This window comes from Stappia sediminis, from assembly GCF_009826895.1.
Lineage (GTDB): Bacteria > Pseudomonadota > Alphaproteobacteria > Rhizobiales > Stappiaceae > Hongsoonwoonella > Hongsoonwoonella sediminis.
In genome coordinates this window covers 959571-985157 of sequence record NZ_WUMV01000003.1, presented here as the reverse complement: position 1 = coordinate 985157, position 25587 = coordinate 959571, and the positions used below count along the sequence as shown (strand labels likewise).

The window sequence follows — 25587 nt, the reverse complement described above, 5'->3', positions numbered from 1 at the left end:
CGAGTTGAATGCCTGCGGATAGCAGGATTTTTCAGCCGTTCGCGTGCGTTCCGCGCGACAGGGAAACGGCATCGCTCATGAATTCGTCGAGAGCCTTGACCTCGTCCCCGGACAGTCGCAAGCCCTGTTTCGTGCGCCGCCAGAGTACGTCTTCGGCACTGCGAGCCCATTCCTGTTCGATCAGATAGCGCACTTCCGCCTCATAAAGGTCCGCGCCGAAGTGACGGCCAAGCCCCTGCCGGTTGTGAACGCCGTCCAGGAGACCGTTGCAGCATGTGCCGTAAAGCCGGACGAGGCGCGTTACATAGCGCTCGTCGAGATAGGGATGCTTCTGCCTGACCTTGGAGACCTGGCCCGCGAAATCCTCCACCGGGAAATCGCCGCCGGGAAGCGCCGCCTTCTTCGTCCAGGCGGGCCCGCGGGCGCCAAGCTGATCCTCGATCTTCTCCATGACCGATTGGGCCAGCCGGCGGTATGTCGTGATCTTGCCGCCGAATATGTTGACGAGCGGCGCCTTGCCGTTTCCGCCGTCGACCTTCAGGACATAGTCGCGCGTCGCTTCCTGCGCCTTCGATGCCCCGTCGTCGAAAAGCGGGCGCACGCCGGAATAGGTCCAGACGATATCCTCGCGCTTGAGCGGCTTTGCGAAATATTCGCTCGCGGCCGACAACAGATAGTCCGTCTCGGCGTCCGATATCCTGGCCGAGCCGGGATCGCCCGAAAAATCCTCGTCCGTCGTGCCGATCAGGGTGAAATCGCCTTCATAGGGGATCGCGAAGATGATCCGCCCGTCCGTGTTCTGAAAGATATAGGCGCGGTCGTGCTCGTAGATCTTCCTGACGACGATATGGCTGCCCTTCACGAGGCGGACGTTCGTCGCGTTGCCGCGCTTGAGAGCGCCGTTCAGAACGTCGTCCACCCAGGGCCCGCCGGCGTTGACGATCAGCTTCGCCGTGACCTCGCGCGTATCCCCGGATGCCTCGTCGCGCAGCTTCGCCCGCCAATGTCCGTTTTCGCGCAGCGCCGAGACGAGCTTCACGCGCGTGTTGATCTGCGCGCCCCGGTCGGCCGCATCACGCGCGTTCAGCGCTACAAGCCGCGCGTCGTCCACCCAGCAGTCCGAATATTCAAAACCGGTGGAAAACAATCCGGGTTTCAGCGGCTTGCCGGTCTTGTCCGTGGTGAGATCGAGTGTCTTCGTCGCCGGCAGCTTCTTGCGCCCGCCGAGATGGTCGTAAATGAAAAGCCCGAGGCGAAGGAACCAGCGCGGGCGCAGGCCCTTGTGGTGCGGAAGGACGAAACGCAGCGGACGGATGATGTGCGGCGCATTCGCCCAAAGCACCTCACGCTCCGTAAGCGCCTCGCGGACCAGGCGAAACTCATAGTATTCAAGATAGCGCAAGCCGCCGTGGATGAGCTTGGTCGACCACGAGGATGTGCCGCTCGCCAGATCGTTCATTTCAACGAGGCACACGGAAAACCCGCGGCCGACGGCGTCGCGCGCAATGCCCGCACCGTTGATTCCGCCGCCGATGATCAACAGGTCGAAATCGCTGGGCGAAGATGCGGTGGTCACGTCGTGGCTCCTGGGTTCTCTCCGGCGATCTCGACGCGAACGTCGTTCTCCCGGCAAATTTTCATGATGGGGTCCGGCGGCATTTCGTCGGTTACGAAGAAATTGATTTCCGAAAGGTGGCCGATACGAACGGGCGCATTGCGCTCGAATTTCATCTTGTCGGCGACCAGGATCGTGAAGCGCGCATGCTTCATGATCTCGCGGGAGACGCGCACCTCCCGGAAGTCGTAGTCGAAGATCGTGCCGTCGGCGTCGATGGCCGATGCGCCGATAACCGCGTAATCGACCTTGAACTGGCGCATGAAATCGACGGTCGCCTCGCCGACGACGCCGCCATCCGACGCCCTGACGAGGCCGCCGGCGATGATCACCTCGACACCCGGCGCTTCGCGCAGGATATTGGCGACGTTGATATTGTTGGTGATCGCCATCAGGCCTTCATGATGCCTGAGCGAGACTGCCACCTGCTCCGTCGTCGTGCCGATGTTGAGCATGATGGAACTGTTTTCCGGGATCAGCGAAGCGGCGACCCGCCCGATGCGCCGCTTTTCCTCCTCGGCCAGATTGCGGCGCGATTCGTAAGCCCAGTTGGACACGCTCGACGGCGAAACCGCGCCGCCGTGGACACGCTGCAGGAGGCCGCGCTCGCAAAGGTCGTTCAAATCCTTCCGGATGGTCTGCGGCGTCACATCGAAGCCCGCAGCAAGCTTTTCCACCTCCACGCGGCCGTCGCGCCGCGCAAGGTCGAGAATATCCGTCTGCCGTGGTGTAACGGGCTCCATCAGCGGTACTTTTCGCCTGCTTTCCATAGCAATTCAGCGATCGCGAGGCCGAATTACATTCGGTTTCTTATCGCTTTCGTTTCATTTCGCAATGCAATATGCATGCGACTTTTGTGCCTGAAAGTTGATCGGTTTAAGCAATAATCGCAAGAAAATTTTCGTATTGACGTTCGTTTTTTTTCGTTTGATAGTCGAGCGCGGTTTCACTAGGGAGGAATACCGATGCGTCAGAAATTTATGGCTGCGGTCGCGGCCACGACTCTGATCGCCGTCTCGGGATCGGCCTTTGCCGGTGTCGACGAGGCGAAAAAATGGATTGATGAGGAGTTCCAGCCCTCTACCCTTTCCAAGGACGAGCAGCTCCAGGAAATGGAGTGGTTCATCAAGGCTGCCGAACCCTTCCAGGGCATGGAGATCAACGTCCTTTCGGAGACGATCCCCACCCACACCTACGAATCCCAGACCTTGACGAAAGCGTTCGAGGAGATCACCGGGATCAAGGTAAACCACCAGCTCCTCGGCGAAGGCGAAGTCGTCCAGGCGGTTCAGACGCAGATGCAGACGAACCGGAACCTCTACGACGCCTACATCAACGATTCCGACCTCATCGGCACGCACTCGCGCCTGCAGCTAGCGGTGAACCTGTCGGAATTCATGTCGGGCGACGGCAAGGACGTCACCAACCCGGCGCTTGACATCGACGACTTCATCGGCCGGTCGTTCACCACCGGCCCGGACGGAAGCCTTTACCAGCTTCCCGACCAGCAGTTCGCGAACCTCTACTGGTTCCGCAAGGACTGGTTCGACAATCCGGATCTCCAGGCGCGTTTCAAGGAAAAATACGGCTACGACCTTGGTGTTCCGGTCAACTGGTCCGCTTACGAAGATATCGCCGACTTCTTCACCAACGACGTGAAGGAAATCGACGGTGTGCGCGTCTACGGCCATATGGACTACGGCAAGCGCGCTCCGGATCTCGGCTGGCGCATGACCGACGCATGGCTTTCCATGGCCGGTGCAGGCTCCAAGGGCCTTCCGAACGGCCGCCCGATCGACGAGTGGGGCATCCGCATGGACGAAGGTTCGTGCAACCCGGTCGGCGCTTCGGTAACGCGCGGTGGCGGCACCAACGGCCCGGCGGCTGTCTACGCGATCCGCAAGTGGGACGAGTGGCTGCGCGCCTACGCCCCTCCGGGTGCGGCCGACTATGACTTCTATCAGTCGCTTCCGGCGCTGAGCCAGGGCAACGTCGCCCAGCAGATCTTCTGGTACACGGCGTTCACCGCATCGATGGTCGCCCCGAAGTCGGAAGGCAACAACACCGTGGACGACGCCGGCAACCCGCTGTGGCGCATGGCTCCGTCCCCGCACGGCCCCTACTGGGAAGAAGGCCAGAAGCTCGGCTATCAGGATGCCGGATCCTGGACGATCCTGAAGTCCACCCCGACCGACCGCGCGAAGGCTGCCTGGCTCTACGCCCAGTTCGTCGTCTCCAAGACGGTTGACGTGAAAAAGAGCCATGTCGGTCTCACCTTCATCCGCGACAGCTCGATCCGTCACGAAAGCTTCACCGAGCGCGCTCCGAAGCTTGGCGGTCTCGTCGAATTCTACCGCTCGCCCGACCGCGTGCTGTGGACCCCGACGGGCGTCAACGTTCCGGATTATCCGAAGCTTGCCCAGCTGTGGTGGCAGAACATCGGTGACGTGAACTCCGGTGCCTTCACGCCACAGGAAGCCATGGACCGTCTCGCAGGTGAAATGGACAACGTCATGGCCCGCATGCAGCGCGCCGACGAGGCCAACAACACCTACGGCGGCTGCGGCCCGCGCCTGAACGAAGAAAAGGATGCTTCGGAATGGCTCGGCCACGGCGGCGCCAAGGCGAAGCTCGACAACGAGAAGCCGCGGGGCACACCCACCGCCTCCGACGACCCCGCCAAGGGTGGGCCACCCAACTGCCCTGAACCGACCACCGTTCCCCGGCGCCCCCGCCCCGCCGGGAAATTCCATTATGCCGCGGCTGAACGCGCGACCCGCTTTCCCCGAGACTTCAGGGCTGGTCGTCCGCCGCGATACGCGCCGGAGCGTGGCCGGACCGAACTTGGTCCCCGCCGGCATGAATTGTCCGAGTGAACCACTGGAAAGGCGACCGCCGCCGGGTTATGTCCGGCAGGCTGCGCTGGCCCGCAGGCGGACGAACGAAATACGACAGGCTGTGGCGACGTGATGACCCTCGAACTCAAAGATGTGTCGCTCCGTTTCGGCGCGGATACGCATATCTACCCGACGAGCCTGACGCTCGATCCGGGCTCCTTCAATATCCTGCTGGGCACCACGCTCGCCGGCAAAACCACGCTTATGAAGCTGATGGCGGGGCTTGAGAAGCCGACCAGGGGCGAAGTCTGGTTTTCAGGCAGGAACGTGACCGGCGTCTCCGTGCGCTCGCGCAACGTGTCCATGGTCTACCAGCAGTTCATCAACTACCCGAACCTGACCGTTTACGAGAACATCGCCTCGCCGCTGCGTGTGGCGCGCATTGCAGAAGCCGAAATCAGGAAAAAGGTCGAGTCCCTGGCCGAGCTCCTGAAGCTGTCGCCGATGCTTGAGCGCAGGCCCGGAGAACTTTCGGGCGGTCAGCAGCAGAGAACGGCGCTTGCCCGCGCGCTTGCCAAGGATTCCGACCTCGTTCTCCTCGATGAACCGCTCGCGAACCTCGATTTCAAGCTGCGCGAAGAGCTGCGCGACGAACTGCCCCGCCTTTTCGCCGACCGCGACTGCATCGTCGTCTATGCGACGACGGAGCCGACGGAAGCGCTTCTCTTCGGCGGAAATACCGCCTGCCTCCACGAAGGACGCATCGCGCAGTTCGGCCCGACGGGCGAGATTTACCGCGCGCCGAAGGATCTGGTGAGCGCGCAGGTTTTCTCCGATCCGCCGATCAACACGGTGACCGTCACCAAACGCGGGGGCGAATTCCGCCTCGCCGACATGGCGGCATGGGCAGCGATCGGCGAATTCGCGAATATCGCCGATGGCGACTACACGCTCGGCGTTCGCCCGCATCATGTCAGCCCGCTCGCCCGCGGAGAAAATCCGGTGGGTATCGACGGCAAGGTGCTGGTGGCGGAACTTTCGGGCTCCGAAAGCATCATCCACTTCACCATGCATGGCGCGACCTGGGTCTCGCAGTCGCACGGCATTCACCCCTTCGAGGTCGGAAGCCAGGCGAAACTCTATGCCGATATGTCGAGGGCGATGCTTTTCGACAAGAACGGCACACGCGTGGCGGCGTGAGCGGGAGGGGCTGAACAATGGCAAAGATCACACTTGAAAACCTCGGCCACTCCTACATGGAGAGCCCGCAGAGCGAGGCCGACTGGGCACTGAAAAAGCTCAACATCGACTGGGAAGACGGCGGCGCATATGCGCTCCTCGGCCCGTCCGGTTGCGGCAAGACCACGCTGCTGAGCATCATTTCCGGACTTCTGCACCCAAGCGCCGGCCGGGTACTGTTCGACGACAAGGACGTGACGGACCTGCCGCCGGACCAGCGCCACATCGCGCAGGTGTTCCAGTTTCCGGTCGTCTACGACACGATGACGGTCTACGACAACCTCGCCTTTCCCTTGCGCAACCGGCACGTTCCAGAGGCGGATGTCGACAAACGCGTGCGCGAAATCGCCGAAATGATCGACCTTACCGACACGCTCGGCAGCCGCGCCAAGGGGCTGACGGCGGACGGCAAGCAGAAGATCTCGCTCGGCCGCGGGCTCGTTCGTTCCGACGTGAACGTGATCATGTTCGACGAACCGCTTACCGTCATCGACCCGCACCTGAAGTGGCTTCTTCGCTCCAAGCTGAAGGAGCTGCACCAGCGGGTGAAGACGACGATGATCTACGTCACCCACGACCAGACGGAAGCACTCACCTTCGCCGACAAGGTGGTGGTGATGAACCTCGGCGAGGTGGTGCAGATCGGCACTCCGGTCGACCTGTTCGAGCGGCCGCAACACACATTCGTCGGCCATTTCATCGGCTCGCCAGGCATGAACGTTCTCCCTTGCGCGGTGGAAGACGGAAAACCGCATTTCGCCGGAACCGAAATCGACACCGCATCGGACAAAAACCTCAACGATATCAAGGGCACGCTGCAGATCGGCGTGCGCCCGGAGTTCGTGCAGTTCGCGGACAAGGGCGTGCCTGCAAAGGTCGTCAAGGTGAGCGATGCCGGCAGGTTCCGGATCGTCGAAACGCACGCCGACGACACCTCGATCAAGCTGCTGGTGCCGGAAGGCCAGGGCATCCCGGCGGACGACGCCTACCTCGCCTTCGACCGCAACCACACGCAGGTCTATCGCGACGGCTGGATCGTGGCCTGAGGGGGAAGCAATGAACAACAAGACGATCAATCACGCCGCCTGGATCTTCGTCCTTCCTGTCGTTGCGCTCGTGGCCTTCAACGCCATCATCCCGCTGATGACGGTGGTGAACTACTCCGTCCAGGAAACCTTCGGCGACAACACCTTCTTCTGGGCCGGCGTCATCTGGTTCGAGGAAGTGCTGCATTCCTCCCGCTTCCATGACGCGCTTTTACGCCAGCTCGCCTTCACCTTCACGATCCTGGCGATCGAGGTGCCGCTTGGTGTCGCGATCGCGCTCGCCATGCCGCGCAAGGGGGCCTGGGTTTCCGTGTGCCTGGTGACGATGGCGCTGCCGCTCCTGATCCCGTGGAACGTGGTTGGCGCGATGTGGAACATTTTCGCGCTGCCGGATATCGGCCTTCTCGGCCGCGGGCTCAACGCGCTCGGCTTCGACTACAACTTCACGCGCCAGCCGGGCGATGCCTGGTTCACGCTGATCCTCATGGACGTCTGGCACTGGACGTCTCTTGTGGTGCTGCTCGCCTATGCCGGTCTCGTGTCGATCCCCGACGCCTACTATCAGGCGGCGAAGATCGACGGCGCAGGCTCTTTCGCGATCTTCCGCTTCATCCAGCTTCCGAAGCTGAAGCGCGTGCTGACGATCGCCGTCCTGCTGCGGTTCATGGACAGCTTCATGATCTATACCGAGCCATTCGTCCTTACCGGCGGCGGGCCCGGCAACTCGACCACCCTTCTTTCCATCGACCTTGTGAAGATCGCGCTCGGCCAGTTCGACCTCGGCCCGGCGGCGGCGATGTCGCTGATCTACTTCCTGATCATCCTGCTTCTGAGCTGGGTCTTCTACACCTTGATGATGCGCAGCGAGGCCCAGTGATGCGACGCTATTCCTGGCTTGTGCCGACCCTTTACATCCTGTTCCTGATGCTGCCGATCTACTGGCTGTTGAACATGTCGTTCAAGACGACCAACGAGATCCTCGGCACCTTCACGCTGTGGCCTCAGGAATTCACGCTGGAGAATTACCGCGTCATCTTCACCGACCCGACGTGGTACAACGGCTATATCAACTCGCTCATCTACGTGACGCTGAACACGGTTCTGTCCGTGGCGGTGGCACTTCCCGCGGCCTACGCCTTTTCGCGCTACCGCTTCCTGGGCGACAAGCACCTGTTCTTCTGGCTCCTGACCAACCGCATGGCACCGCCCGCCGTTTTCGCGCTGCCCTTCTTCCAGCTTTATTCGGCGGTGGGGCTGTTCGACACGCATCTGGCCGTCGCGCTGGCCCATACGCTGTTCAACATTCCGCTTGCCGTCTGGATCCTGGAAGGCTTCATGTCCGGCGTGCCGAAGGAACTCGATGAAACCGCGTATGTGGACGGGCATTCCTTCTGGTCGTTCTTCCTGAAGATCTTCGTGCCGACGATCGCCGCCGGCATCGGCGTCGCCGCCTTCTTCTGCTTCATGTTCTCCTGGGTGGAACTGCTGCTAGCCAAGACGCTGACAGCAGTGGATGCAAAGCCGATCGCGGCTACGATGACGCGAACGGCCTCCACATCCGGCTATGAACTGGGGCTTCTGGCGGCGGCGGGTTCGCTTACGATCGTGCCGGGCGCCTTCGTCATCTACTTCGTGCGCAACTACATCGCCAAGGGCTTCGCCCTCGGCCGCGTGTAAGAACGATAAGGAGCTGAATCCATGGGTCTTACCTGGATGGCCTGGACGTGGCCGACCGCAGCCTTTTTCGCCTTCATCGCGCTATGCCTGGTGACGATGAGCGTGTGGGAATTCAAGTCCCCCGGCGGGGGACCGCGCCACGGAATCCTCGGCCTCGACACAACGCGCGGCGACCGGCTGTTCATCTCGCTGCTGGGCTCGGCGTTCATTTTCCTCGCCTGGCTCGCGCTCATGGGGCCGCCGCTCTGGGGGCCGCTTATCATCGCGCTCGTCTACGCCTTTTGCGTGTTCAAGTGGGTGTAAAAGCGCTTTTGAAACAAGCTGCTAGACAATACCGGGACGGCGGGGAAACATCTCCGCCGTCCTTTTTATTCTCGCTGCTTCCCCGCGTCCTAATATGTCCTCTACCACTTCAAGTACCGACAGGACGGAAACCAGCGATGAAAAAAGGCCCAGATTTCGAAGTCGTCACGAATTCTCAGCCTTCGCCGGCGAGGCATTCGGCAAGCGATTCCGCCAGATTTCGCATGAGTTCGAAATACTGGTCCGGCCCGTCGGCAAGACCGGCACCCAACGGATCGAGAACGCCGGATCGGGCGTCGCTTCCTTCTGCGATCACTGCGACCAGACGCGGTTCGAACTGCGGCTCGGAAAAGACGCAAACCGCGCCCAGTTCCTTCACTTTGCCTTGCATTTCCGTAACGCGCTGAGCGCCGGGGATCGCCTCGGGGCTCACCGAGATCGAGCCAATAGCATTCAAACCATAGTGTTTTTCAAAGTACTGATAGCCGTCGTGAAAGACGACGTAAGGCTTCCCGGCAACAGGGGCCAAAATGCCCCGAATTTCCGCATCGAGCTTGTAGAGTTCTTCTTCCAGCCGCTCCGCATTCTTCGCGTAAAGATCGGCATTTCCGGCATCGATTTTCGACAGAGCCTCCTCGATTTCGCGCACCATCGCCCTGGCATTCAGCGGATAAAGCCAGAAGTGCATGTCCGCGCCTTGATGTTCGAGATCGTGATCATCGTCTTCATGGTCATGCGCCTCGAATTCTCCGCCTTCGCGCGGGGGCAGCAGTTTCAGGCCGTGCGCCTCGCTTAGCGCGACAACTTTCGCGTTGCGGCCCAGAACGTCGATCGGGCTTTCGAGGAAAGCCTCAAGGTCCGGCCCGGCCCAGAAGACAAGATCCGCGCTTTCCAACTCCGCGGCATCCGAAGGCTTCAGGCTGTAGCTGTGCGGCGAACCGGCACCCTCGACAATCAGGCCGGGTGCGCCCACGCCCTGCATTACCCCGGCGACAAGCGAATGCAGCGGCTTGATCGATGCGACCACCTTCGGCGCACTCCCTGCCTGAACTGTTGCGGCGAGGAAAATTCCAAACGCGGCAAACACGAGGCTTTTGGAGGCAAACAAGGTTCTTCTCGCGGATTTCGCTTCCCAGACAAGCGGCAACAGCGGCGAGTTCATGAGGCGGATCTCCAGTGATCGGCTTCGGGAGAATATGTAACTTTATAACGTTTATTGCGTTATGCTATAACGTGTGCCATACCCCTTGCCAAGACCCCGCATCGGGAAAATTCGGAGCCGCCGGAGCGGACATGCTTCACGCCAGCCAAAGCTCGCCGAACCGCCTCATCGACATGAAGAACGTCGGCGTGCGCCGCGCCGGACGCTGGCTCGTGCGCGGGATCGACCTTTGCGTGAATGCCGGGGAAATCGTCACGCTGATCGGGCCGAACGGATCGGGAAAATCGACGACGGCGAGGGCAGCACTTGGCGTGTTGAAACCCGATGAAGGCAGCGTTTCGCGAAAGGCGGACCTCAAGGTCGGCTATGTTCCGCAGAAACTTGCGATCGACTGGACGTTGCCGCTCAACGTCGAGCGGCTGATGACGCTGACGGAAAACCATCCGGCAGGGAAGATCGACGAAGCGCTGGAGGCGGTCGGCATTTCGCATCTGAAACGCGCGGAAGTGCAGCATCTTTCGGGCGGCGAATTCCAGCGCGCGCTGCTGGCCCGCGCGATCATCCGCAAGCCCGACCTGCTGGTGCTGGACGAGCCGGTGCAGGGTGTGGACTTCACGGGGCAAGTGGCGCTCTACCGGCTGATCAAGGACATCCGCGACAAGACGGGCTGCGGTATCCTGCTGATTTCGCACGATCTTCACGTCGTGATGGCGGATACCGATACGGTCGTCTGCCTCAATGGTCACGTCTGCTGCCGGGGAACGCCGCAGTCGGTCGCCTCAAGTGCGGAATACCTGAAGCTTTTCGGCACGCGGGCGGCGGAAACGCTGGCACTTTACAGCCACCACCACGACCACACGCACCTGCCGGACGGGCGCGTGAAATTCGCCGATGGAACCATTGCCGAGACCTGTTCCGACCAGGATCACGATCATGTCGAGAGCGGAACGCACAGCCATTAAGGGCAATTGAATGTTCGACGATTTCTTCACCCGCGCAGTCGTTGCCGGCATCGGCCTTGCGCTGACGGCAGGCCCGCTCGGCTGTTTCATCATCTGGCGGCGGATGGCCTATTTCGGCGACACCATGGCGCATTCGGCATTGCTCGGCGTCGCGCTTGCGTTCCTCTTCGAGATCAACCTGACGGTCGGGGTCTTCATTGTCGCAGCCCTCGTTTCCGTCGCGCTGCTCGCCTTGCAGAAGAAGGGCGGACTTTCGACGGACGCGCTGCTTGGCATCCTGTCGCATTCGACCCTTGCCATCGGCCTCGTCATGGTCGCCTTCATGACGTGGATCCGCATCGACCTGTTGAGTTTCCTCTTCGGCGACATCCTTGCCGTGACGACGGGCGATATTGCGATCATCTATGCCGGGGGCGCATTGGTGCTCGGCTCGCTCTGTTTCCTCTGGCGCCCGCTTCTCGCCTCGACCGTCAGCACGGAACTGGCGGAATCCGAAGGCCTGAAGCCTGACCTTTCGCTATTCGCCTTCAAGCTCCTGATGGCTCTCGTCATCGCGATCGCCATGAAGCTCGTCGGCATCCTCCTTATCACCTCGCTCCTGATCATTCCGGCGGCAACGGCAAGGCGTTTCGCGGCAACGCCCGAACAGATGGCGCTGACGGCCTCGCTGCTCGGAGCCGGTGCCGTCACGCTCGGTCTCTTCGGCTCGCTTGAATATGATACGCCGTCGGGGCCATCCATCGTTGTCGCGGCCCTGATCCTGTTTATTCTCTCGCTCGCGCCCCTTCGCCTCAGAAAAAGCGATCAGCAGACAAGCGAAACCCGGGAACACGCCTCATGACCGCTGCCCCGAGCCTGACCCGCAACCAGTCGCTCGTCTTCGATGCGCTGTCGCGCGCGGACCAGCCCATGAGCGCCTATTCGATCCTCGACCAGCTTCGCGAGGATGGTTTCCGCGCGCCGCTTCAGGTCTACCGGGCGCTCGACAAGCTGATCGACTACGGGCTGATCCACCGGCTGGAATGCATGAACGCCTTCGTCGCCTGCGCTCATCCGCAGTGCCACAAGGCGGGCATCATCGCCTTCGCGATCTGCGAAACATGCGGCCAGGTGGACGAGTTTTCCGACGACGTGGTCAGCGAACGGCTTGCCGCCTGGGCGGACGGGCACCGCTTTTCGCCGTCGAAGACGACGATAGAAATCCGCGGGCATTGCGCGGGATGCGCGACGCAGGCGGGGGCGTGAGTGTGTTCGGGTGCTGCCGCAAGATATTTTAGCCCCCCTCACCCGGCGCGTTCCGCGCCGACCTCTCCCGCCGGGGGAGAGGTAACGGTGCGTGTGGCTAGTGCTCGGCAAAATCGCCAAGATCGCGCGGAACCGAACGGCGGCTGATTTACAGCGCGGCTCCCGCCCTTCCTCTGTTGTTACGGTAGGACAGCGCAGCAAGCTAACTGATATGCTGGAGCATCCAGCGATGTGGATTGGATCCCCGATCAACCCCGGCGATGACGACGGAGACAAAATCCCCGGAGGAACAGTTCGCGCAACCCTACACCGCTTTTTGAGGAACGTACATCAGGTCTTTTCCTCGTCACGGAATTTTGCGACAAGGACGCGATTTCAGAATAAGGAGGCGACGTTGGCCGGAACACCGCAAGACGCAAGGCAGGCCGCACTCAGCGATGCGTGGAGCCTTGTCCACGGGGAGGCAAGCCGCCTGCGTCCCATACATCTTTCCGGCCTTTTCGCCGAGGATGACAAACGTTTCGAGCGGTTGTCCGCCACGCTCGACGATCTCCTGATCGACTACTCGAAGGAGAAGCTCGACGAGGCCGCGCTCGACGCGCTCATCGCCCTCGCACAGGCCGCCGATGTCGAGGTGCGGCGCGAGGCGATGTTCTCAGGCGAACCCATCAACCTGACGGAAGGGCGCGCCGTCCTGCATACGGCACTGCGCGCCGGGGCGGATGCGAAGGTCATGGTCGACGGCGAAGACGTGATGCCCAAGGTGCGCGAAACGCTGGACCGGTTTCTCGCCTTCGCCGAGGACGTGCGCAGCGGCAAATATGCGGCGGCCGACGGAAAGCCCTTTACCGATGTCGTCAACATCGGCATTGGCGGATCGGACCTCGGACCCGCGATGGCGGTGCGCGCCCTTGCGCCCGATGCCGACGGCCCGCGCCTGCATTTCGTCTCCAACGTGGACGGCGCGCATCTGGCCGATACGGTGAAGACGCTGGACCCCGCCCGCACGCTCTTTATCGTCGCGTCCAAGACCTTCACCACGCTTGAGACCATGACCAACGCGCGCTCCGCGCGCGCCTGGGTGGAGGCGAAGCTCGGCCAGGATGCCGGCAAGCATTTCGCCGCCGTATCCACCAACCTTGATGCGACCGCCGATTTCGGCATCGACGAGGCCCGCGTCTTCGGCTTTTGGGACTGGGTCGGCGGGCGATATTCCATCTGGTCTTCGATCGGCCTGCCGCTTGCGATCGCCATCGGCGCGGAGGGATTCCGCAAGTTCCTTGCAGGCGCGGAAGCGATGGACCGGCACTTCCGTGAAGCGCCCTTGAGCGAAAACCTGCCCGTGCTGCTGGCGCTTGTCGGCATATGGCGGCGCAACGCGCTGGACCTTCCGACGGTGGCACTTATCCCCTACGACCAGCGGCTCGACCGTTTCGCGGCCTATGTCCAGCAGCTCGACATGGAAAGCAACGGCAAGCGGGTGACGCACGAGGGCGAGCCGCCGCATAGCGAGACCGGCCCGATCATCTGGGGCGAACCCGGCACCAACGCCCAGCATTCCTTCTTCCAGCTTCTGCACCAGGGAACGGACGTCATCCCCGTCGATTTTATGGCCGCCGTGAACGCACGAAACGGGATGGAGGGCCACCACAACCTGCTGCTCGCCAACTGCCTTGCACAGGCGCGCGCGCTCGCCTTCGGACGTTCGGAAGAAGACGTGCGCGCGGCAATGGCCAAGAAAGGCGCTAGCGCGGAAGAGATCGACAAGCTTGCGCCCCATCGCACCTTCCCCGGCGACCGGCCCTCGACCGTTATCCTCTACGACCGGCTGGACCCTTACACGCTTGGGCGGCTGATTGCGCTTTTCGAGCACAAGGTCTTCGTGCAGGGCGCGATCTGGAACGTGAACTCCTACGACCAGTGGGGCGTGGAACTGGGCAAGGAACTTGCCGGCCAGCTTGCGCCGCTCGTTTCCGGCGAGGCCACGAATACCGCCGGCCTCGACGCCTCCACGAAGGGACTTCTTTCCCGGCTAACCAAAGACAGGAAGTGATTTTATGACATCCGTTTCGGAAATCTGCGCCGCCGCCCCGATGATCCCCGTGATCGTGATCAAGCGGCTGGAAGATGCCGTACCGCTGGCGAAAGCGCTCGTGGAAGGCGGGTTGCCGGTGCTGGAGATCACATTGCGGACGCCGGTTGCGCTCGACGCGATCCGCGCGATCAAGGACGCCTGCCCGGACGCAATCGTCGGCGCGGGCACACTGCGCGGGGCTCACGATGTGGAAGCGACGATGGAGGCAGGCTCCGTCTTCGGCGTCAGCCCCGGTTCTCCGGCGGAGCTGATCGAAGCCGTGAAGCGGGCGAACCTGCCCTTCCTGCCCGGTTCCGCCACGCCAACGGAGGCGATGGAACTGGCCGATCAGGGCTTCGAGGTGCTGAAGTTCTTCCCCGCCGAGGCGGCGGGCGGCGTGCCGATGCTGAAATCCATGTCGAGCCCGCTTCCGGACGTGAAATTCTGCCCGACCGGCGGGGTCTCGCTCGACAATGCGCGCAACTATCTCGCACTTCCCAATGTGGTGACCGTCGGCGGGTCATGGGTTGCGCCCGACAAGCTGGTGGAGGCGGGCGACTTCGCCGCGATCACCAAGCTTGCCAAGGAAGCCGTCGCAGCGCTGAAAGGCTGATGAGAGATCAGCTTCCGGCGGGCGTATAGTCCGCCGGATCGACCGTTTCGGGCCGCCCCTCGAGCGAGAGCCTTGCGAGTTGCGCAGGCGTTTCGGAAATGACCCGGCCCGACTTCACCACCGCAAGGCGGCGGGCCTTGAGCCTTATCGCCTCTATCGGATCGGCCGCCTGCAGGAGTACCATATCGGCCTTACAGCCGACTTTGAGGCCGTAGCCCTCAAGCCCCATGATCTTCGCCGGATTTTTCGTCACGCAATCGAAGACGTAACGTATCGCCTCGCGCGAGGTCATATGGGCGACGTGCAGACCCATGGAGGCGACCTCCAGCATGTCCGCGGAGCCCAGCGAATACCAGGGATCCATTACGCAGTCGTGGCCGAAAGCGACGTTGATGCCCTGCGAGCGCATTTCCGGCACGCGCGTCTGGCCGCGCCGCTTCGGGTAGGTGTCGTGGCGGCCTTGTATCGTGATGTTGATCAGCGGATTGGCGATGGCCGAAACCCCGGCCTCGGCGATCAGCGGCAGCAGCTTCGAAACGTAATAATTGTCCATGGAATGCATGGACGTGAGATGCGAGCCGGCGACACGACCCTGAAGGCCCAAGCGCTGTGTCTCATAGGCCAGGGTCTCGATATGACGCGACATCGGATCGTCCGTCTCGTCGCAGTGCATATCGACCATCAGCCCACGCTCGGCGGCGATTTCGCAAAGGGCGGAAACACTTCTCGCTCCGTCAGCCATCGTGCGCTCGAAATGCGGGATGCCGCCGACGATATCGACGCCCATGTCAAGCGCGCGGATGAGGTTCTTTTCCGCGTTCGGCGAGCGGTAGAACCCGTCCTGCGGGAAGGCGACGAGCTGCAGGTCGATGTAGGGCGCGATCCGCTTTTTCACTTCCAGAAGCGCTTCGACCGCAAGAAGCCTGTCGTCGCAGATATCGACGTGGGTGCGGATCGCAAGGAGCCCCTGCGAGACGGCGAGATCGCAATATCTGAGCGCGCGCTCCATCACCGCTTCATGGGTGAGAAGCGGCTTCAATTCGCCCCAGAGCGCGATGCCTTCCAGAAGGGTGCCGCTCTCGTTCATGCGCGGCAGGCCGAGCGAAAGCGTCGCGTCCATGTGAAAATGGCTGTCGACGAAAGGCGGTGAGACGAGACGCCCGTTCGCCTCGATCATGCGGGCGGCTTCACCCGCGATGGCGCGCTCTACCGCCGCGATGCGCCCGCCCGCGCAGGCGATGTCCATGCCCTTTCGCCCGTCCGGCAGGGTGGCGTTTTTGATCAGGAGATCGAAGGTCATGGGTGCGGCTCCAAAATCGACTCAAATTCGGTGAGGGCGATATTGGCACTGATTCAATGGTTGCGTCATGCCCTCAATCGATGTCGATAAAGCGGCTGAATTCCGTGGATACTGGTTGCCCGCCTTCGCGGGCATGACAGGAAAGAGGTTTTGGCGCGCGCTCTCGGATCGAAACGCTTCTCAACCCGAGGCGAGCGGTGTGGTGCAGACCTTCTCAAGCAGCGGGTCGTTCGCCGGAAGCACCTGCCAGTTCGGGGTCTTCGGCAGGCCGTCCTCGTTGAACTCGGTATCCTCGCCAAGGACCATGCGGCGGGGCTCGTTACAGTCGAACAGCTGGCGCGTGGTGCCCGTGGGGGCAAAGCGCGTGACGAGATGGACCTGCGCGAGACGATAGCCCGGCGCTTTTTCATTCGTGCGCACCGAACCGAGATCCACCGCCGAGAAGCGGTCGATCCGGGGAAAGACGAGGGTCCACGGCTGGATTGCGTTCTTAACGGTGTAGGTCTGGCCGACCTGAACGTCGGGCGGCAATTGCGAGGCCGTGCGGGCGAACCACGTATATTCGTTCCAGGCGTGAAAGACGATCATGCCAAGACCGGCACCCACGGGGATGATCCATTTCGGCAACCGGCGGCCCGAAAGCCGGTAAAGCGCGGTAAGAACGCCGCCGATAGCGATGCCGAGGACGAGAGTGCCGACGAGACCAAGAAGCATGAAATGACCCAGTACTTTCGTGCGGCGAGCACTCAGGCCGCCCGCGAGGAAAGCGCCGACTGCATGGTCTTCACCACGCCGAAGGCATCCTTCAGGTGATTGCGTTCGAGCGCCGAAAGGGCATTCGGGGCCATGAAGTTATCCGGCTTTTTGCCTTCGCGCACCTGCCGCGCCTGATGTTCCAGGCGAATGCCGGCAATGAGATCGTAAGCGTCGATCAGATCGTCCGCTCCCGACGTGCTCAAGGAACCCGCCTCGCGCGCCGCGACCAGCCGCTCGCGCGTGTTCACCGGCTCTATCGCCGCATCGAGCGCGTAAACGCGGGCGAGATCGACGATCGGCACGACGCCGGAGTGCTTCAGGTCCACCGTATCCTTGTGCTCGCCGGAGCGGATCAGCGCAAAACCCCGGAAGAGCGACAAGGGGGGCGTGTGCTTCAGCGAATTGGCGATCAGATGCGCGCGGAAAATGGAGTTGGCCCGCGCCGTCTCCAGCGTTTCCCGGTGCATGCCGGCATAAAGAGTCTCGTCGCCCACGATGGGGCGAAGATCGAACATGACGGACGACAGCATCTGCGCCATCGGGTCTGGCCTGGCGATCCAGCCGCTGAAGTAGTTTCGCCAGACCTTGACCGGCTGGCGCCACTTCGGATTGGTCGCCATCATCTCGCCGGGGCAATAGTAATAGCCGCAGGCATCCAGCCCGTCGGAGACGAACTTCGCGAGATCCGTGAAATAGGCGCCGTGGTCGGCCTCCGAATAATCGTCATGCAGGATCAGGCAATTGTCCTGGTCCGAAACGCCGGTCTGTTCGCGCCGCCCTTGCGAGCCGCAGGCAAGCCAGAGATAGGGGACCGGCGGCGGGCCGAAACGATCCTCGCCGAGTTTCAAAAGCCTTCGCGTCAGCGCATCGGCAATGCTGGTGATCAAATGGCCGACCTTGTGCGCCTCGACGCCCGAGCCCACGAGCTGGGCGAGAAGTTGCGGGATTTGGGAGACGATACCCTTCAGATCCTCAAGCGCCGAAAGCCGGCCGATGTCGGAAATCATGAAGACTGCCGATACCGACTGACGGCGGATGAGGTCCGTCTTCGTAAGGATGCCGACGGGCCGCCCGCCGTCGACCACCGGAAGATGGCCGATGTGGCGCCCGCTCATCTCTATCATCGCGTCGAAGACGAGCGCGTCCGGTGCGAAGGAAAGCGGATCCTTCGTCATGACATCCGAGACGGGACGCGAGGGATCGAGCCCCTTCGCCAGAACGCGCGACGTCAGATCGCCCGTGGTCAGGATGCCGTCGAGGCGGTGATCGGAACCGACGAGGACGCAGGAAATGCCCTTTTGTCCCAGAACCTCCGCCGCTTCGCGGATCGTGGCGTCCGGCGCGATGACGATCGGGTCCGTCGTCATGACCTCGCGCAAGGGCGCGGAAATCAGGGCGTTCGTCGTGTCGACGGCCGCGCTCGGCCGCCTGCCCTGCTGCTTCAGCCGCTCGAAAAAGGCGCCGAAGGCGGGAAAGGCTTTCAGATAATCCTCAAAAAGCTTGCGCGGGAACGCAAGTGCCTGCGTATCGCGTACTGCGACGGCCCGCAGGGCGGCGATGCCGTCCCGCAGGAGCGTGCGCGCGCCGAAGGCCTCGCCCGGACGGAAATGGGAAATCACGTCGCCTTCCGGCGAAACAAGCTCGACCTCGCCCGCAAGCACGACGTAAAGCGCCTCCAGCCGGTGGCCGACGTCATAGAAGGCATCGCCCGCCTGCACATCTTCAAGACTGCCGGATTGGCCGAGGCGGTCCAGCGCGTCTTCGGGAAGAACGTCGAACGGGTGATAGCGGGCGAGAAAGGTGCGAACTTCCGTATGGTCCGGCGTCATGCGATGGTCCCCGACATCTCGGACAAAAAGGACCCCGCCGTGGCGGGGTCCGGTTGTTTTAGCACATCGCCAAGGATCAGTGGCCCGTGGCGGCACCCGCACCGCGCGGAATGCGGATGCTTTCGACAAGCTGCTGGATCTCTTCCGGCGGCTCTTCGGTCGCGTTCGACACGAAGTAGGCGACCGCGAAGTTCAGGATTGCGCCCACCGAACCGATGGAGAGCGGCGAAATGCCGAACACCCATGCATCCGGCGTATCCGGGGCGAAGTTGGTGCCCGGAATGAAGAGCCACCCCTTGTACCAGAAGATGTAGACGATGGTGAAGATGAGGCCCGAGAGCATGCCGGCGACCGCGCCCTTGTTGTTGATGCGCTTCACGAAGATGCCCATCATCAAGGCCGGGAAGATCGACGCCGCCGCAAGACCGAAGGCGAGCGCCACCGTCTGGGCCGCAAAGCCCGGAGGATTGAGCCCGAGATAGGTCGCAACGCCGATCGCCACCGCCATGGAGATACGGGCTGCGAGCAGCTCTCCCTTTTCCGATATGTTCGGATTGTAGGCCCCCTTGATCAGGTCGTGCGACACCGCCGAGGAGATGGCCAGCAGAAGGCCGGCCGCCGTCGACAATGCAGCCGCAAGACCGCCGGCGGCGACCAGCGCGATCACCCAGTTCGGAAGCTGCGCGATTTCCGGATTGGCAAGCACCAGGATGTCGCGGTTCACGTCCAGCTCGTTGCCCTTCCAGCCGAATTCCTCGGCCTTGGTGGCAAAGCTTTGCGAAGCGTCATTATAGTACTGGATGCGGCCGTCGCCATTCTTGTCCTCGAACGTGAGAAGACCCGTGGTCTCCCAGTTCTTGAACCAGTCCGGACGGTCGTCATAGGCAAGGTTGCCTTCCGGCGAACCGACTTCGCCGATCTGGATCGTATCGACGAGGTTGAGGCGAGCCATCGCGCCGACCGCAGGCGCAACCGTGTAGAGAAGCGCGATGAAGACGAGCGCCCAGCCCGCCGACCAGCGCGCGTCCGCAACCTTCGGCACCGTGAAGAAGCGGATGATGACGTGCGGAAGGCCCGCCGTACCGATCATCAGCGACAGGGTGAACAACACCATGTTGAGCGTGTTCGAATGGTGCCCGGTATAGGAGGCGAATCCGAGATCGCCGATCACCTCGTTCAGCTTGGTGAGAAGCGGGATGCCGTCCGCAAGCGTGTTGGAGAACAGGCCGATTTGCGGGAAGGCTGCGCCGGTAAGCTGCAGCGAGATGAAGATTGCGGGAATCGTGTAGGCCAGGATCAGCACGCAATACTGGGCCACCTGGGTATAGGTGATGCCTTTCATGCCGCCCAGAACCGCATAGGCGAAGACGATCGCCGCGCCAATGAACAGGCCGACGTCCGCCCGCACGTTGAGGAAGCGGGAGAAGGCGACGCCAACGCCCGTCATCTGGCCGATGACGTATGTCAGCGAAGCGACGATCAGGCAGACCACCGCGACGAAGCGCGCGGTCGGGCTGTAGAACCGGTCGCCGATGAACTCAGGCACCGTAAACTTGCCGAACTTGCGCAGATAAGGCGCAAGCAGCATGGCGAGCAGCACGTAGCCGCCGGTCCAGCCCATGAGGAACGTCGAGTTGTCATAACCGACGAAGGCAATGAGGCCCGCCATGGAGATGAAGGAGGCAGCCGACATCCAGTCCGCCGCCGTTGCCATGCCGTTGGTGACAGGATGAACGCCGCGGCCCGCGGCGTAGAACTCGCCCGTGGTGCCGGCCCGCGCCCAGATGGCGATACCGATGTAAAGCGCGAAGGTCGCGCCGACGACGAGATATGTAAGCGTTTGAAGATCCATCGTTATTTCCCCGCGCTCACTCTTCGTCGACGCCGAACTTCTTGTCCAGCGCGTTCATGCGCCAGGCATAGAAGAAGATCAGGATGAGAAAGACGTAGATCGATCCCTGCTGGGCAAACCAGAAGCCGAGATCGGTTCCCCCGATCTTGATGCCGGAAAGCAACGGCCGCAGCACGATACCGAAACCGAAAGAAACGATCGCCCAGATAACCAGGCTCCATTTGACGAGCGACAGGTTCGCCTTCCAGTAGGCGATGCCCGATTCCTTGTCGTTGTCCATTTAAGTCCTCCGCATAAGGCAAATCCGCCGGCCTCATACCCCCACCGGACGGACGATGCCGGACAACTCTAGCTGATTCCCTAGAGATATCTCAGCATTTCGGGCGCGAATATATGTTGAAGGCCGATGCTGACGAAGCGAGACAATGGATTAATACACTTTGGTCGAAAGGCATGCCCGAATGAGGCCTTTCAAAACACCTCCGATTGACATCATTGATGAATTCGCAACTACAGGATAGCCAAAATCACTTATATACGCAACGTAAGGTTGAATTTTTATGTATAGACATTTTACCTGCTATGACCGAGAAAGAAGACTAGGGTCTGGACCCTAGAGCATATCCCGCAAAATCCGAATTGGATTTCGCAACAAGGATATGCTCAACGTATTGATTCTGGAGCGATTTCTTATCACGAAAGCGATCCCGCTTTCAGGACAAGCGCTCTGGACGGCGACCCGCCCGCAATGCAAAGGGCAAAAGGGAGAAGACCTATTCGCGCGCGTACACTGAGTGCGGATGAAAACGGCGAGCCACTCTACAAGCGCATCAAGGCCGATATCCTGGCCCAGGTGCGCTCCGGCAAGCTGAGGCCCGGCACGACGATCCCCGGCGAGGTGGAGCTTGCCGAAAGCTACGGCTGCGCGCGCATGACAGTGAACCGCGCGGTGCGGGAACTTGCCGCCGAAGGCGTGCTGGAGCGCCGCAAGCGCGCGGGAACGCGCGTCACGCCCTTTTCCGGCCATTCCGCCCTGCTCGACATTCCACGCATCGACCAGGAAATCGCGAACCTTGGCTGCAAGGTCGGATACCGGCTGATCCGAAGGCGCGAGGAAGGCGCGCGCGGCGAAATCGCGAGCGCGCTCGAAGTTGCGGAAGGTGCGCGCGTGCTTGCCATCGTATGCCTGCATCTGGCCGACGGCACCCCGTTTCAGCTTGAAAAACGCTGGATCAACCTTGCCGCGGCGCCAGCGGCGCGCGGCGAGCCTTTCGAGCGGCAGGGGCCGAACCAGTGGCTTCTCGACAATGTTCCATGGTCGTCGGTCGAGCACGAGGTTGCCGCCATCGCCGCCGAAGCGGCGGACGCACGGGCGCTCGGCCTTTCCCCCGGCGCGCCCGTCTTGCAGATAACCCGCGTCACGCGCGACGGCGCCCGCGCTATCACGCTTGCCAAGCTCCTGCACCCCGGCGAAAGCTACCGCCTGCAGGCCCGCGCAAGCGCCGTCTGAAACTTCCCTTACGGCAACTATCCCGTTAATTAATCTTTGGAATTTTTCGGAAATACTCCCCCGCCAAACGAGCCGTGCCGCTTTCCAAACAGCGACTTCGATCGCGCAAACGACACAGGCAAAAAAAGCGGCAAAACGAGCTGGGGAACCATAAAAATGCTGCGGAACAAGCTTTCCACCAAACTGGCACTGATGTTCTTTGCGGGCGCGGCCCTTATGTGCGCCGCCATCGTCATCGCCACCTCGCAACTTGCCAGCGGTGTCGCCAACACCCAGGCCGACAAGGCGCTGACGAGCGCGACCCTGGGCAAGCGCAAGGCGATGGAACTGACACTGCAACAGGTCAACGACAGTGCACGTTTCTTCGCCACGCTCCCAAGCGCCAAGGACAGCATCATGAAGATGCGCGCCGGCTGGAAGAACCTGAAGGAAAACCAGACCGAGCAGCTTTTGCGCGTTTTCGTGGAGAACAACCCGAACGCCGCCGACCAGCGCCACCTCCTGGTGGAGCCGGGCGACGACAGCTACTACGCCACGAACCACAAGGTGATCCACACCGCATTCCAGGAAATGGTGGGACAGGGCGTCTTCTCCGACGTCGCGCTTTCCGACCCGGACGGCAATATCGTCTACAGCTACCGCAAGGGCGACGAGTTCGCCCGCAACGTCGATGCCGAAGAGCTTTCCGGCAACCCCGTGCAAATGGCGCTGAAGCCGCTGATCGACGCTTCCAGGGCCGAAAAGCTGAAGGCGGGCGACGTTTTCTTCTCCGGCTTCACGCTGAACGATCGGGGATCGGTCACAGCCGTCGTCTCGACGCCGGTATTCTATCTCGACTCCTTCTTCGGCGCGGTGGCCTTTACCATCGACATGCAAGGCACGGCGAGCGTGCTGAACGGCAAGACGGGCATCGGGAAAAGCGAGCTTTCCATGCTTGTTGCCAGCAACACGCTGGTGCGGCTGGCCGATGACGGCACAACGGCGGCATCCTTCCCCATGGACAAGGTCAAGACGTCCGACGACACGCTGACGCTCGGCGGCGAAGACTATCGCTTCAGCCAGGCGGCCGGCGAGTTCCTTTCAAGGCCCTTCCAGGTGGTGGAAGCGGTCGAGCAATCGGAACTTTCCGCCGCCGCCAGCACGATCATCCTCGGCGTGATCCTTGCCGGCGGGCTTTGCCTCATCCCCTTCGCCGGCGTCCAGTGGTGGCTGACGAACCGCATGTTCAAGCCGCTTGGCGCCCTGTCGGACACGTCCCGCACCATTGCCGACGGCAATCTGGACGTGACTGTGGAAGGCGCCGGCCGCGCCGACGAGATCGGCGAAATGGCGCGCTGCATCGAAGTCTTCAAGGAAAACGCCGTCGAGCGCGAGCGCCTCGCCGCCGAACGCAAGGTCGGCCATATCGCCCGCGAGAAGCGGCAGGAGGCGATCGACCGCATGATCGCTTCCTTCCGTAGCGAAATGCAGACCATGCTGGAAGCGGTGGAAAAGAACCTCGAGCACGTGGAGACACTGTCCGGCGGGCTGACGGACCTTTCCGCGACCGCCGCGGGCCGTGGCGGCGAGGCCGCAGAGCAGTCGAGCCGCGCCTCGGCCAATGTGCAGGCGGTGGCAAGCGCGACGGAGGAACTGAACGCCTCAATCGAGGAAATTGCCCGCCAGGTCGCCACCACGGCGCAGATCGTGGAACAGACCACGGCAAACGCCAATGCCTCCAACCAGAAGATCGGCGGACTGGCGGAAGCCGCCAACAGGATCGGCGATGTCGTCTCGCTGATTTCCGAGATCGCGGAGCAGACGAACCTTCTCGCGCTCAACGCCACGATCGAGGCCGCGCGCGCGGGCGAAGCCGGCAAGGGATTTGCCGTCGTCGCCAGCGAGGTGAAGTCGCTCGCCGGGCAGACCGCCAAGGCGACGGAAGAGATATCGGCGCAGATTTCGGCGATCCAGGCCTCGACGGCGGACGCCGTCGACCAGATCGCGACCGTCACGGGATCGGTCGAAGAGGTGAACCGCTACACGGCCTCCATCGCCGCGGCGGTCCGTCAGCAAGGCGGCGCGACCAGCGAAATCTCCTCGAACGTCGCCGAGGCGGCGGAAGGAACGCGCACGGTCTCCGAAGCGATATCGTCCTTGAGCGAAAGCGTCGGCGAAAGCTCCGAATCCGCGAGCGTCATGCGCGCCGCCACGCTGGAGATGAAGGACCACGCAACGCGGCTGCGCTCGGCAATCGACAGCTTCCTCGACGAGGTCGCGGCGGCCTGAGCGGCACCTGCCGGGGGAATCAGATGAAAAAAGGGCGGGGCCTGTGACCTGCCCTTTTTGTTTTCAATCGAACGCCCGTTCTCGGATCCCGCCCATTCCCGCGGCAGGCCCGAGCCCAAAGGAACGCTATTCGCCCAAATTTTTTCCATTCGTTGGAAATCCGGACGGGTGCCCCCTGCACAGATTGTGAGCGGGCCTGATCTATGCTCATATCCCCTTGCAGCACCAGAACAATTGACAAGGGGGTCCAGATGGCTATCGCAAGTGGGATTTCTTGGACACGGCGGACTATCCTGTCCGCCGCCGCGGGCATTCTTTGCGCCGCCGCCGTCCTCGGCGGGCCGGCCATGGCGCAGGAAGAGAAGCTCAAGGTCGCCGCGATCTATACCGTCCCGGTCGAGCAGCAGTGGGTGAGCCGCATCCACAAGGCGCTCAATGCCGCGCAGGAGCGCGGCGACATCACCTACACCTTCTCCGAAAACGTCGCCAATACCGACTATGAACGCGTCATGCGCGAATATGCCGAAGGCGGCATGGACCTGATCGTCGGCGAAGCCTTCGCGGTGGAGCGCGCCGCGCGCAACGTCGCCAAGGAATACCCAGACACCGCCTTCCTGATGGGTTCCTCCTTCGGCCCGGCGAAGCCCAATTTCGCCGTCTTCGACAACTGGATCCACGAGCCGAGCTACCTGACCGGCATGATCGCGGGCAAGGCGACGAAATCCAACGTGATCGGAATGGTCGGCGGCTATGCGATCCCCGAGGTCAACCGACTGATGAACGCCTTCATCGAGGGCGCGCGCGAGGTCAACCCGGATGTGAAGTTCCTCGTGACCTTCATCAACTCCTGGTACGACCCGCCCAAGGCCAAGGAAGCCGCCTTCGCCATGATCGACAAGGGGGCGGACATCCTCTACGCGGAGCGCTTCGGCGTGTCGGACGCCGCCAAGGAAAAGGGAATCCTCGCCATCGGCAACGTGATCGACACGGCCGGCGACTACCCCGGAACGATCCTTTCGAGCGCGCTCTGGCACATGGAGCCGACGATCGACAAGGTGATCGATGACGTGGCGAGCGGCAACTTCGAGCCGGCGGACTACGGCCCCTACAGCTATATGGCCCATGGCGGCGGCAGCTTCGTCGTCGACGAGACCCTGGCCGATCCCGAAGCCGTGAAGGCGGCGAAGGAAAAGGAACAGGAGATCCTCGACGGCCTCTTCCGCGTCAACGTCAACGACGAGGAGCCGAAGTCGACCCTTTGAGGCCGGGCCATGGGCCCGCATCCCGCGGCGGCCCTCC

At 62.2% G+C, this 25587-nt stretch carries 22 protein-coding genes; 14 read left to right on the top strand and 8 right to left on the bottom strand.

Features of this window, described 5'->3' with window-relative positions; all coding sequences use genetic code 11:
- Positions 1-31: 31 nt before the first annotated feature.
- A complete protein-coding gene (gene glpD, locus GR183_RS11400; RefSeq protein ID WP_160775681.1) occupies positions 32-1576 on the bottom strand; it encodes a glycerol-3-phosphate dehydrogenase in 1545 nt (514 codons plus the stop codon).
- A complete protein-coding gene (locus GR183_RS11395) occupies positions 1573-2385 on the bottom strand; it encodes a DeoR/GlpR family DNA-binding transcription regulator (protein ID WP_244313670.1) in 813 nt (270 codons plus the stop codon). Before GR183_RS11395 ends, glpD begins: the two co-directional genes overlap by 4 nt.
- Before the next feature lie 195 nt (positions 2386-2580).
- Between GR183_RS11395 and GR183_RS11390 the strand changes: the two genes are divergently transcribed.
- The 6 genes from GR183_RS11390 to GR183_RS11365 all read left to right on the top strand — a co-directional run bounded on the left by GR183_RS11390 (position 2581) and on the right by GR183_RS11365 (position 8717).
- The gene (locus tag GR183_RS11390) at positions 2581-4491 is read left to right on the top strand and encodes an ABC transporter substrate-binding protein (protein WP_244313669.1); all 1911 of its coding nucleotides are present in this window, start codon (positions 2581-2583) and stop codon (positions 4489-4491) included.
- A 93-nt stretch (positions 4492-4584) separates the two neighbouring features.
- On the top strand, positions 4585-5652 hold the full coding sequence (locus tag GR183_RS11385) for an ABC transporter ATP-binding protein (RefSeq protein WP_160775680.1): 1068 nt from the start codon (positions 4585-4587) through the stop codon (positions 5650-5652).
- A gap of 17 nt (positions 5653-5669) precedes the next feature.
- Positions 5670-6737 (top strand): ABC transporter ATP-binding protein, encoded by a 1068-nt coding sequence (locus tag GR183_RS11380; protein ID WP_160775679.1) that lies wholly within the window; start codon positions 5670-5672, stop codon positions 6735-6737.
- 10 nt (positions 6738-6747) lie between these two features.
- Positions 6748-7614: a carbohydrate ABC transporter permease gene (locus GR183_RS11375; RefSeq protein ID WP_160775678.1), complete on the top strand. Its 867-nt coding sequence runs from the start codon at positions 6748-6750 to the stop codon at positions 7612-7614.
- On the top strand, positions 7614-8414 hold the full coding sequence (locus tag GR183_RS11370) for a carbohydrate ABC transporter permease (RefSeq protein ID WP_160775677.1): 801 nt from the start codon (positions 7614-7616) through the stop codon (positions 8412-8414). The genes GR183_RS11375 and GR183_RS11370 overlap by 1 nt, the downstream gene beginning before the upstream one ends.
- A 21-nt stretch (positions 8415-8435) precedes the next feature.
- Complete coding sequence (locus tag GR183_RS11365; protein ID WP_160775676.1) at positions 8436-8717, top strand: DUF2160 domain-containing protein; 282 nt, start codon at positions 8436-8438, stop codon at positions 8715-8717.
- A 175-nt stretch (positions 8718-8892) separates the two neighbouring features.
- On the opposite strand, the gene GR183_RS11360 is transcribed toward GR183_RS11365, so the two are convergent.
- Positions 8893-9879, bottom strand: coding sequence for a zinc ABC transporter substrate-binding protein (locus tag GR183_RS11360; RefSeq protein WP_160775675.1), 987 nt, complete (start codon positions 9877-9879; stop codon positions 8893-8895).
- Positions 9880-10010: 131 nt separating this feature from the next.
- On the opposite strand from GR183_RS11360, the gene GR183_RS11355 reads away from it, so the two are divergent.
- The 5 genes from GR183_RS11355 (at position 10011) to GR183_RS11335 (ending at position 14773) form a co-directional block, all read left to right on the top strand.
- A complete protein-coding gene (locus GR183_RS11355; RefSeq protein ID WP_160775674.1) occupies positions 10011-10841 on the top strand; it encodes an ATP-binding cassette domain-containing protein in 831 nt (276 codons plus the stop codon).
- Between the two features lie 10 nt (positions 10842-10851).
- On the top strand, positions 10852-11682 hold the full coding sequence (locus GR183_RS11350; RefSeq protein ID WP_160775673.1) for a metal ABC transporter permease: 831 nt from the start codon (positions 10852-10854) through the stop codon (positions 11680-11682).
- Entirely contained in the window at positions 11679-12086 is a 408-nt protein-coding gene (locus GR183_RS11345) for a Fur family transcriptional regulator (protein WP_160775672.1), read from the top strand. The genes GR183_RS11350 and GR183_RS11345 overlap by 4 nt, the downstream gene beginning before the upstream one ends.
- Before the next feature lie 394 nt (positions 12087-12480).
- Positions 12481-14139 (top strand): glucose-6-phosphate isomerase, encoded by a 1659-nt coding sequence (gene pgi, locus GR183_RS11340; protein WP_260513640.1) that lies wholly within the window; start codon positions 12481-12483, stop codon positions 14137-14139.
- A 4-nt stretch (positions 14140-14143) separates the two neighbouring features.
- Positions 14144-14773 carry a bifunctional 4-hydroxy-2-oxoglutarate aldolase/2-dehydro-3-deoxy-phosphogluconate aldolase gene (locus GR183_RS11335; protein WP_160775670.1) on the top strand — a complete coding sequence of 210 codons (630 nt, stop codon included), beginning with the start codon at positions 14144-14146 and terminating at the stop codon, positions 14771-14773.
- A gap of 7 nt (positions 14774-14780) precedes the next feature.
- On the opposite strand, the gene GR183_RS11330 is transcribed toward GR183_RS11335, so the two are convergent.
- From GR183_RS11330 to GR183_RS11310, 5 genes are all read right to left on the bottom strand, one after another.
- Entirely contained in the window at positions 14781-16073 is a 1293-nt protein-coding gene (locus GR183_RS11330; protein WP_160775669.1) for an amidohydrolase family protein, read from the bottom strand.
- A 180-nt stretch (positions 16074-16253) separates the two neighbouring features.
- Positions 16254-16787, bottom strand: a complete 534-nt coding sequence (locus tag GR183_RS11325) for a hypothetical protein (RefSeq protein WP_160775668.1) — start codon at positions 16785-16787, stop codon at positions 16254-16256.
- Positions 16788-16819: 32 nt separating this feature from the next.
- A complete protein-coding gene (locus tag GR183_RS11320; protein WP_160775667.1) occupies positions 16820-18658 on the bottom strand; it encodes a DUF294 nucleotidyltransferase-like domain-containing protein in 1839 nt (612 codons plus the stop codon).
- Between the two features lie 76 nt (positions 18659-18734).
- The gene (locus GR183_RS11315; protein ID WP_160775666.1) at positions 18735-20510 is read right to left on the bottom strand and encodes a sodium:solute symporter family protein; all 1776 of its coding nucleotides are present in this window, start codon (positions 20508-20510) and stop codon (positions 18735-18737) included.
- A 16-nt stretch (positions 20511-20526) separates the two neighbouring features.
- Positions 20527-20790, bottom strand: a complete 264-nt coding sequence (locus GR183_RS11310; protein WP_160775665.1) for a DUF4212 domain-containing protein — start codon at positions 20788-20790, stop codon at positions 20527-20529.
- Positions 20791-21258: 468 nt separating this feature from the next.
- Between GR183_RS11310 and hutC the strand changes: the two genes are divergently transcribed.
- From hutC to GR183_RS11295, 3 genes are all read left to right on the top strand, one after another.
- Positions 21259-22020, top strand: a complete 762-nt coding sequence (gene hutC, locus GR183_RS11305; protein ID WP_160775664.1) for a histidine utilization transcriptional repressor HutC — start codon at positions 21259-21261, stop codon at positions 22018-22020.
- A gap of 156 nt (positions 22021-22176) precedes the next feature.
- Positions 22177-24288 carry a methyl-accepting chemotaxis protein gene (locus GR183_RS11300; RefSeq protein WP_208999817.1) on the top strand — a complete coding sequence of 704 codons (2112 nt, stop codon included), beginning with the start codon at positions 22177-22179 and terminating at the stop codon, positions 24286-24288.
- A gap of 251 nt (positions 24289-24539) precedes the next feature.
- A complete protein-coding gene (locus GR183_RS11295) occupies positions 24540-25550 on the top strand; it encodes a BMP family protein (protein WP_160775663.1) in 1011 nt (336 codons plus the stop codon).
- The last annotated feature ends 37 nt before the right edge of the window (positions 25551-25587 follow it).

Excerpts from the sequence above, each read along its gene's own strand:
- GR183_RS11395 (WP_244313670.1), bottom strand. The coding sequence starts at position 2,385 with ATGGAAAGCAGGCGAAAAGTACCGCTGATGGAGCCCGTTACACCACGG.
- GR183_RS11390 (WP_244313669.1), top strand. The coding sequence starts at position 2,581 with ATGCGTCAGAAATTTATGGCTGCGGTCGCGGCCACGACTCTGATCGCC.
- GR183_RS11385 (WP_160775680.1), top strand. The coding sequence starts at position 4,585 with ATGACCCTCGAACTCAAAGATGTGTCGCTCCGTTTCGGCGCGGATACG.
- GR183_RS11380 (WP_160775679.1), top strand. The coding sequence starts at position 5,670 with ATGGCAAAGATCACACTTGAAAACCTCGGCCACTCCTACATGGAGAGC.
- GR183_RS11375 (WP_160775678.1), top strand. The coding sequence starts at position 6,748 with ATGAACAACAAGACGATCAATCACGCCGCCTGGATCTTCGTCCTTCCT.
- GR183_RS11370 (WP_160775677.1), top strand. The coding sequence starts at position 7,614 with ATGCGACGCTATTCCTGGCTTGTGCCGACCCTTTACATCCTGTTCCTG.
- GR183_RS11365 (WP_160775676.1), top strand. The coding sequence starts at position 8,436 with ATGGGTCTTACCTGGATGGCCTGGACGTGGCCGACCGCAGCCTTTTTC.
- GR183_RS11360 (WP_160775675.1), bottom strand. The coding sequence starts at position 9,879 with ATGAACTCGCCGCTGTTGCCGCTTGTCTGGGAAGCGAAATCCGCGAGA.
- GR183_RS11355 (WP_160775674.1), top strand. The coding sequence starts at position 10,011 with ATGCTTCACGCCAGCCAAAGCTCGCCGAACCGCCTCATCGACATGAAG.
- GR183_RS11350 (WP_160775673.1), top strand. The coding sequence starts at position 10,852 with ATGTTCGACGATTTCTTCACCCGCGCAGTCGTTGCCGGCATCGGCCTT.
- GR183_RS11345 (WP_160775672.1), top strand. The coding sequence starts at position 11,679 with ATGACCGCTGCCCCGAGCCTGACCCGCAACCAGTCGCTCGTCTTCGAT.
- GR183_RS11335 (WP_160775670.1), top strand. The coding sequence starts at position 14,144 with ATGACATCCGTTTCGGAAATCTGCGCCGCCGCCCCGATGATCCCCGTG.
- GR183_RS11330 (WP_160775669.1), bottom strand. The coding sequence starts at position 16,073 with ATGACCTTCGATCTCCTGATCAAAAACGCCACCCTGCCGGACGGGCGA.
- GR183_RS11325 (WP_160775668.1), bottom strand. The coding sequence starts at position 16,787 with ATGCTTCTTGGTCTCGTCGGCACTCTCGTCCTCGGCATCGCTATCGGC.
- GR183_RS11320 (WP_160775667.1), bottom strand. The coding sequence starts at position 18,658 with ATGACGCCGGACCATACGGAAGTTCGCACCTTTCTCGCCCGCTATCAC.
- GR183_RS11315 (WP_160775666.1), bottom strand. The coding sequence starts at position 20,510 with ATGGATCTTCAAACGCTTACATATCTCGTCGTCGGCGCGACCTTCGCG.
- GR183_RS11310 (WP_160775665.1), bottom strand. The coding sequence starts at position 20,790 with ATGGACAACGACAAGGAATCGGGCATCGCCTACTGGAAGGCGAACCTG.
- hutC (WP_160775664.1), top strand. The coding sequence starts at position 21,259 with ATGCAAAGGGCAAAAGGGAGAAGACCTATTCGCGCGCGTACACTGAGT.
- GR183_RS11300 (WP_208999817.1), top strand. The coding sequence starts at position 22,177 with ATGCTGCGGAACAAGCTTTCCACCAAACTGGCACTGATGTTCTTTGCG.
- GR183_RS11295 (WP_160775663.1), top strand. The coding sequence starts at position 24,540 with ATGGCTATCGCAAGTGGGATTTCTTGGACACGGCGGACTATCCTGTCC.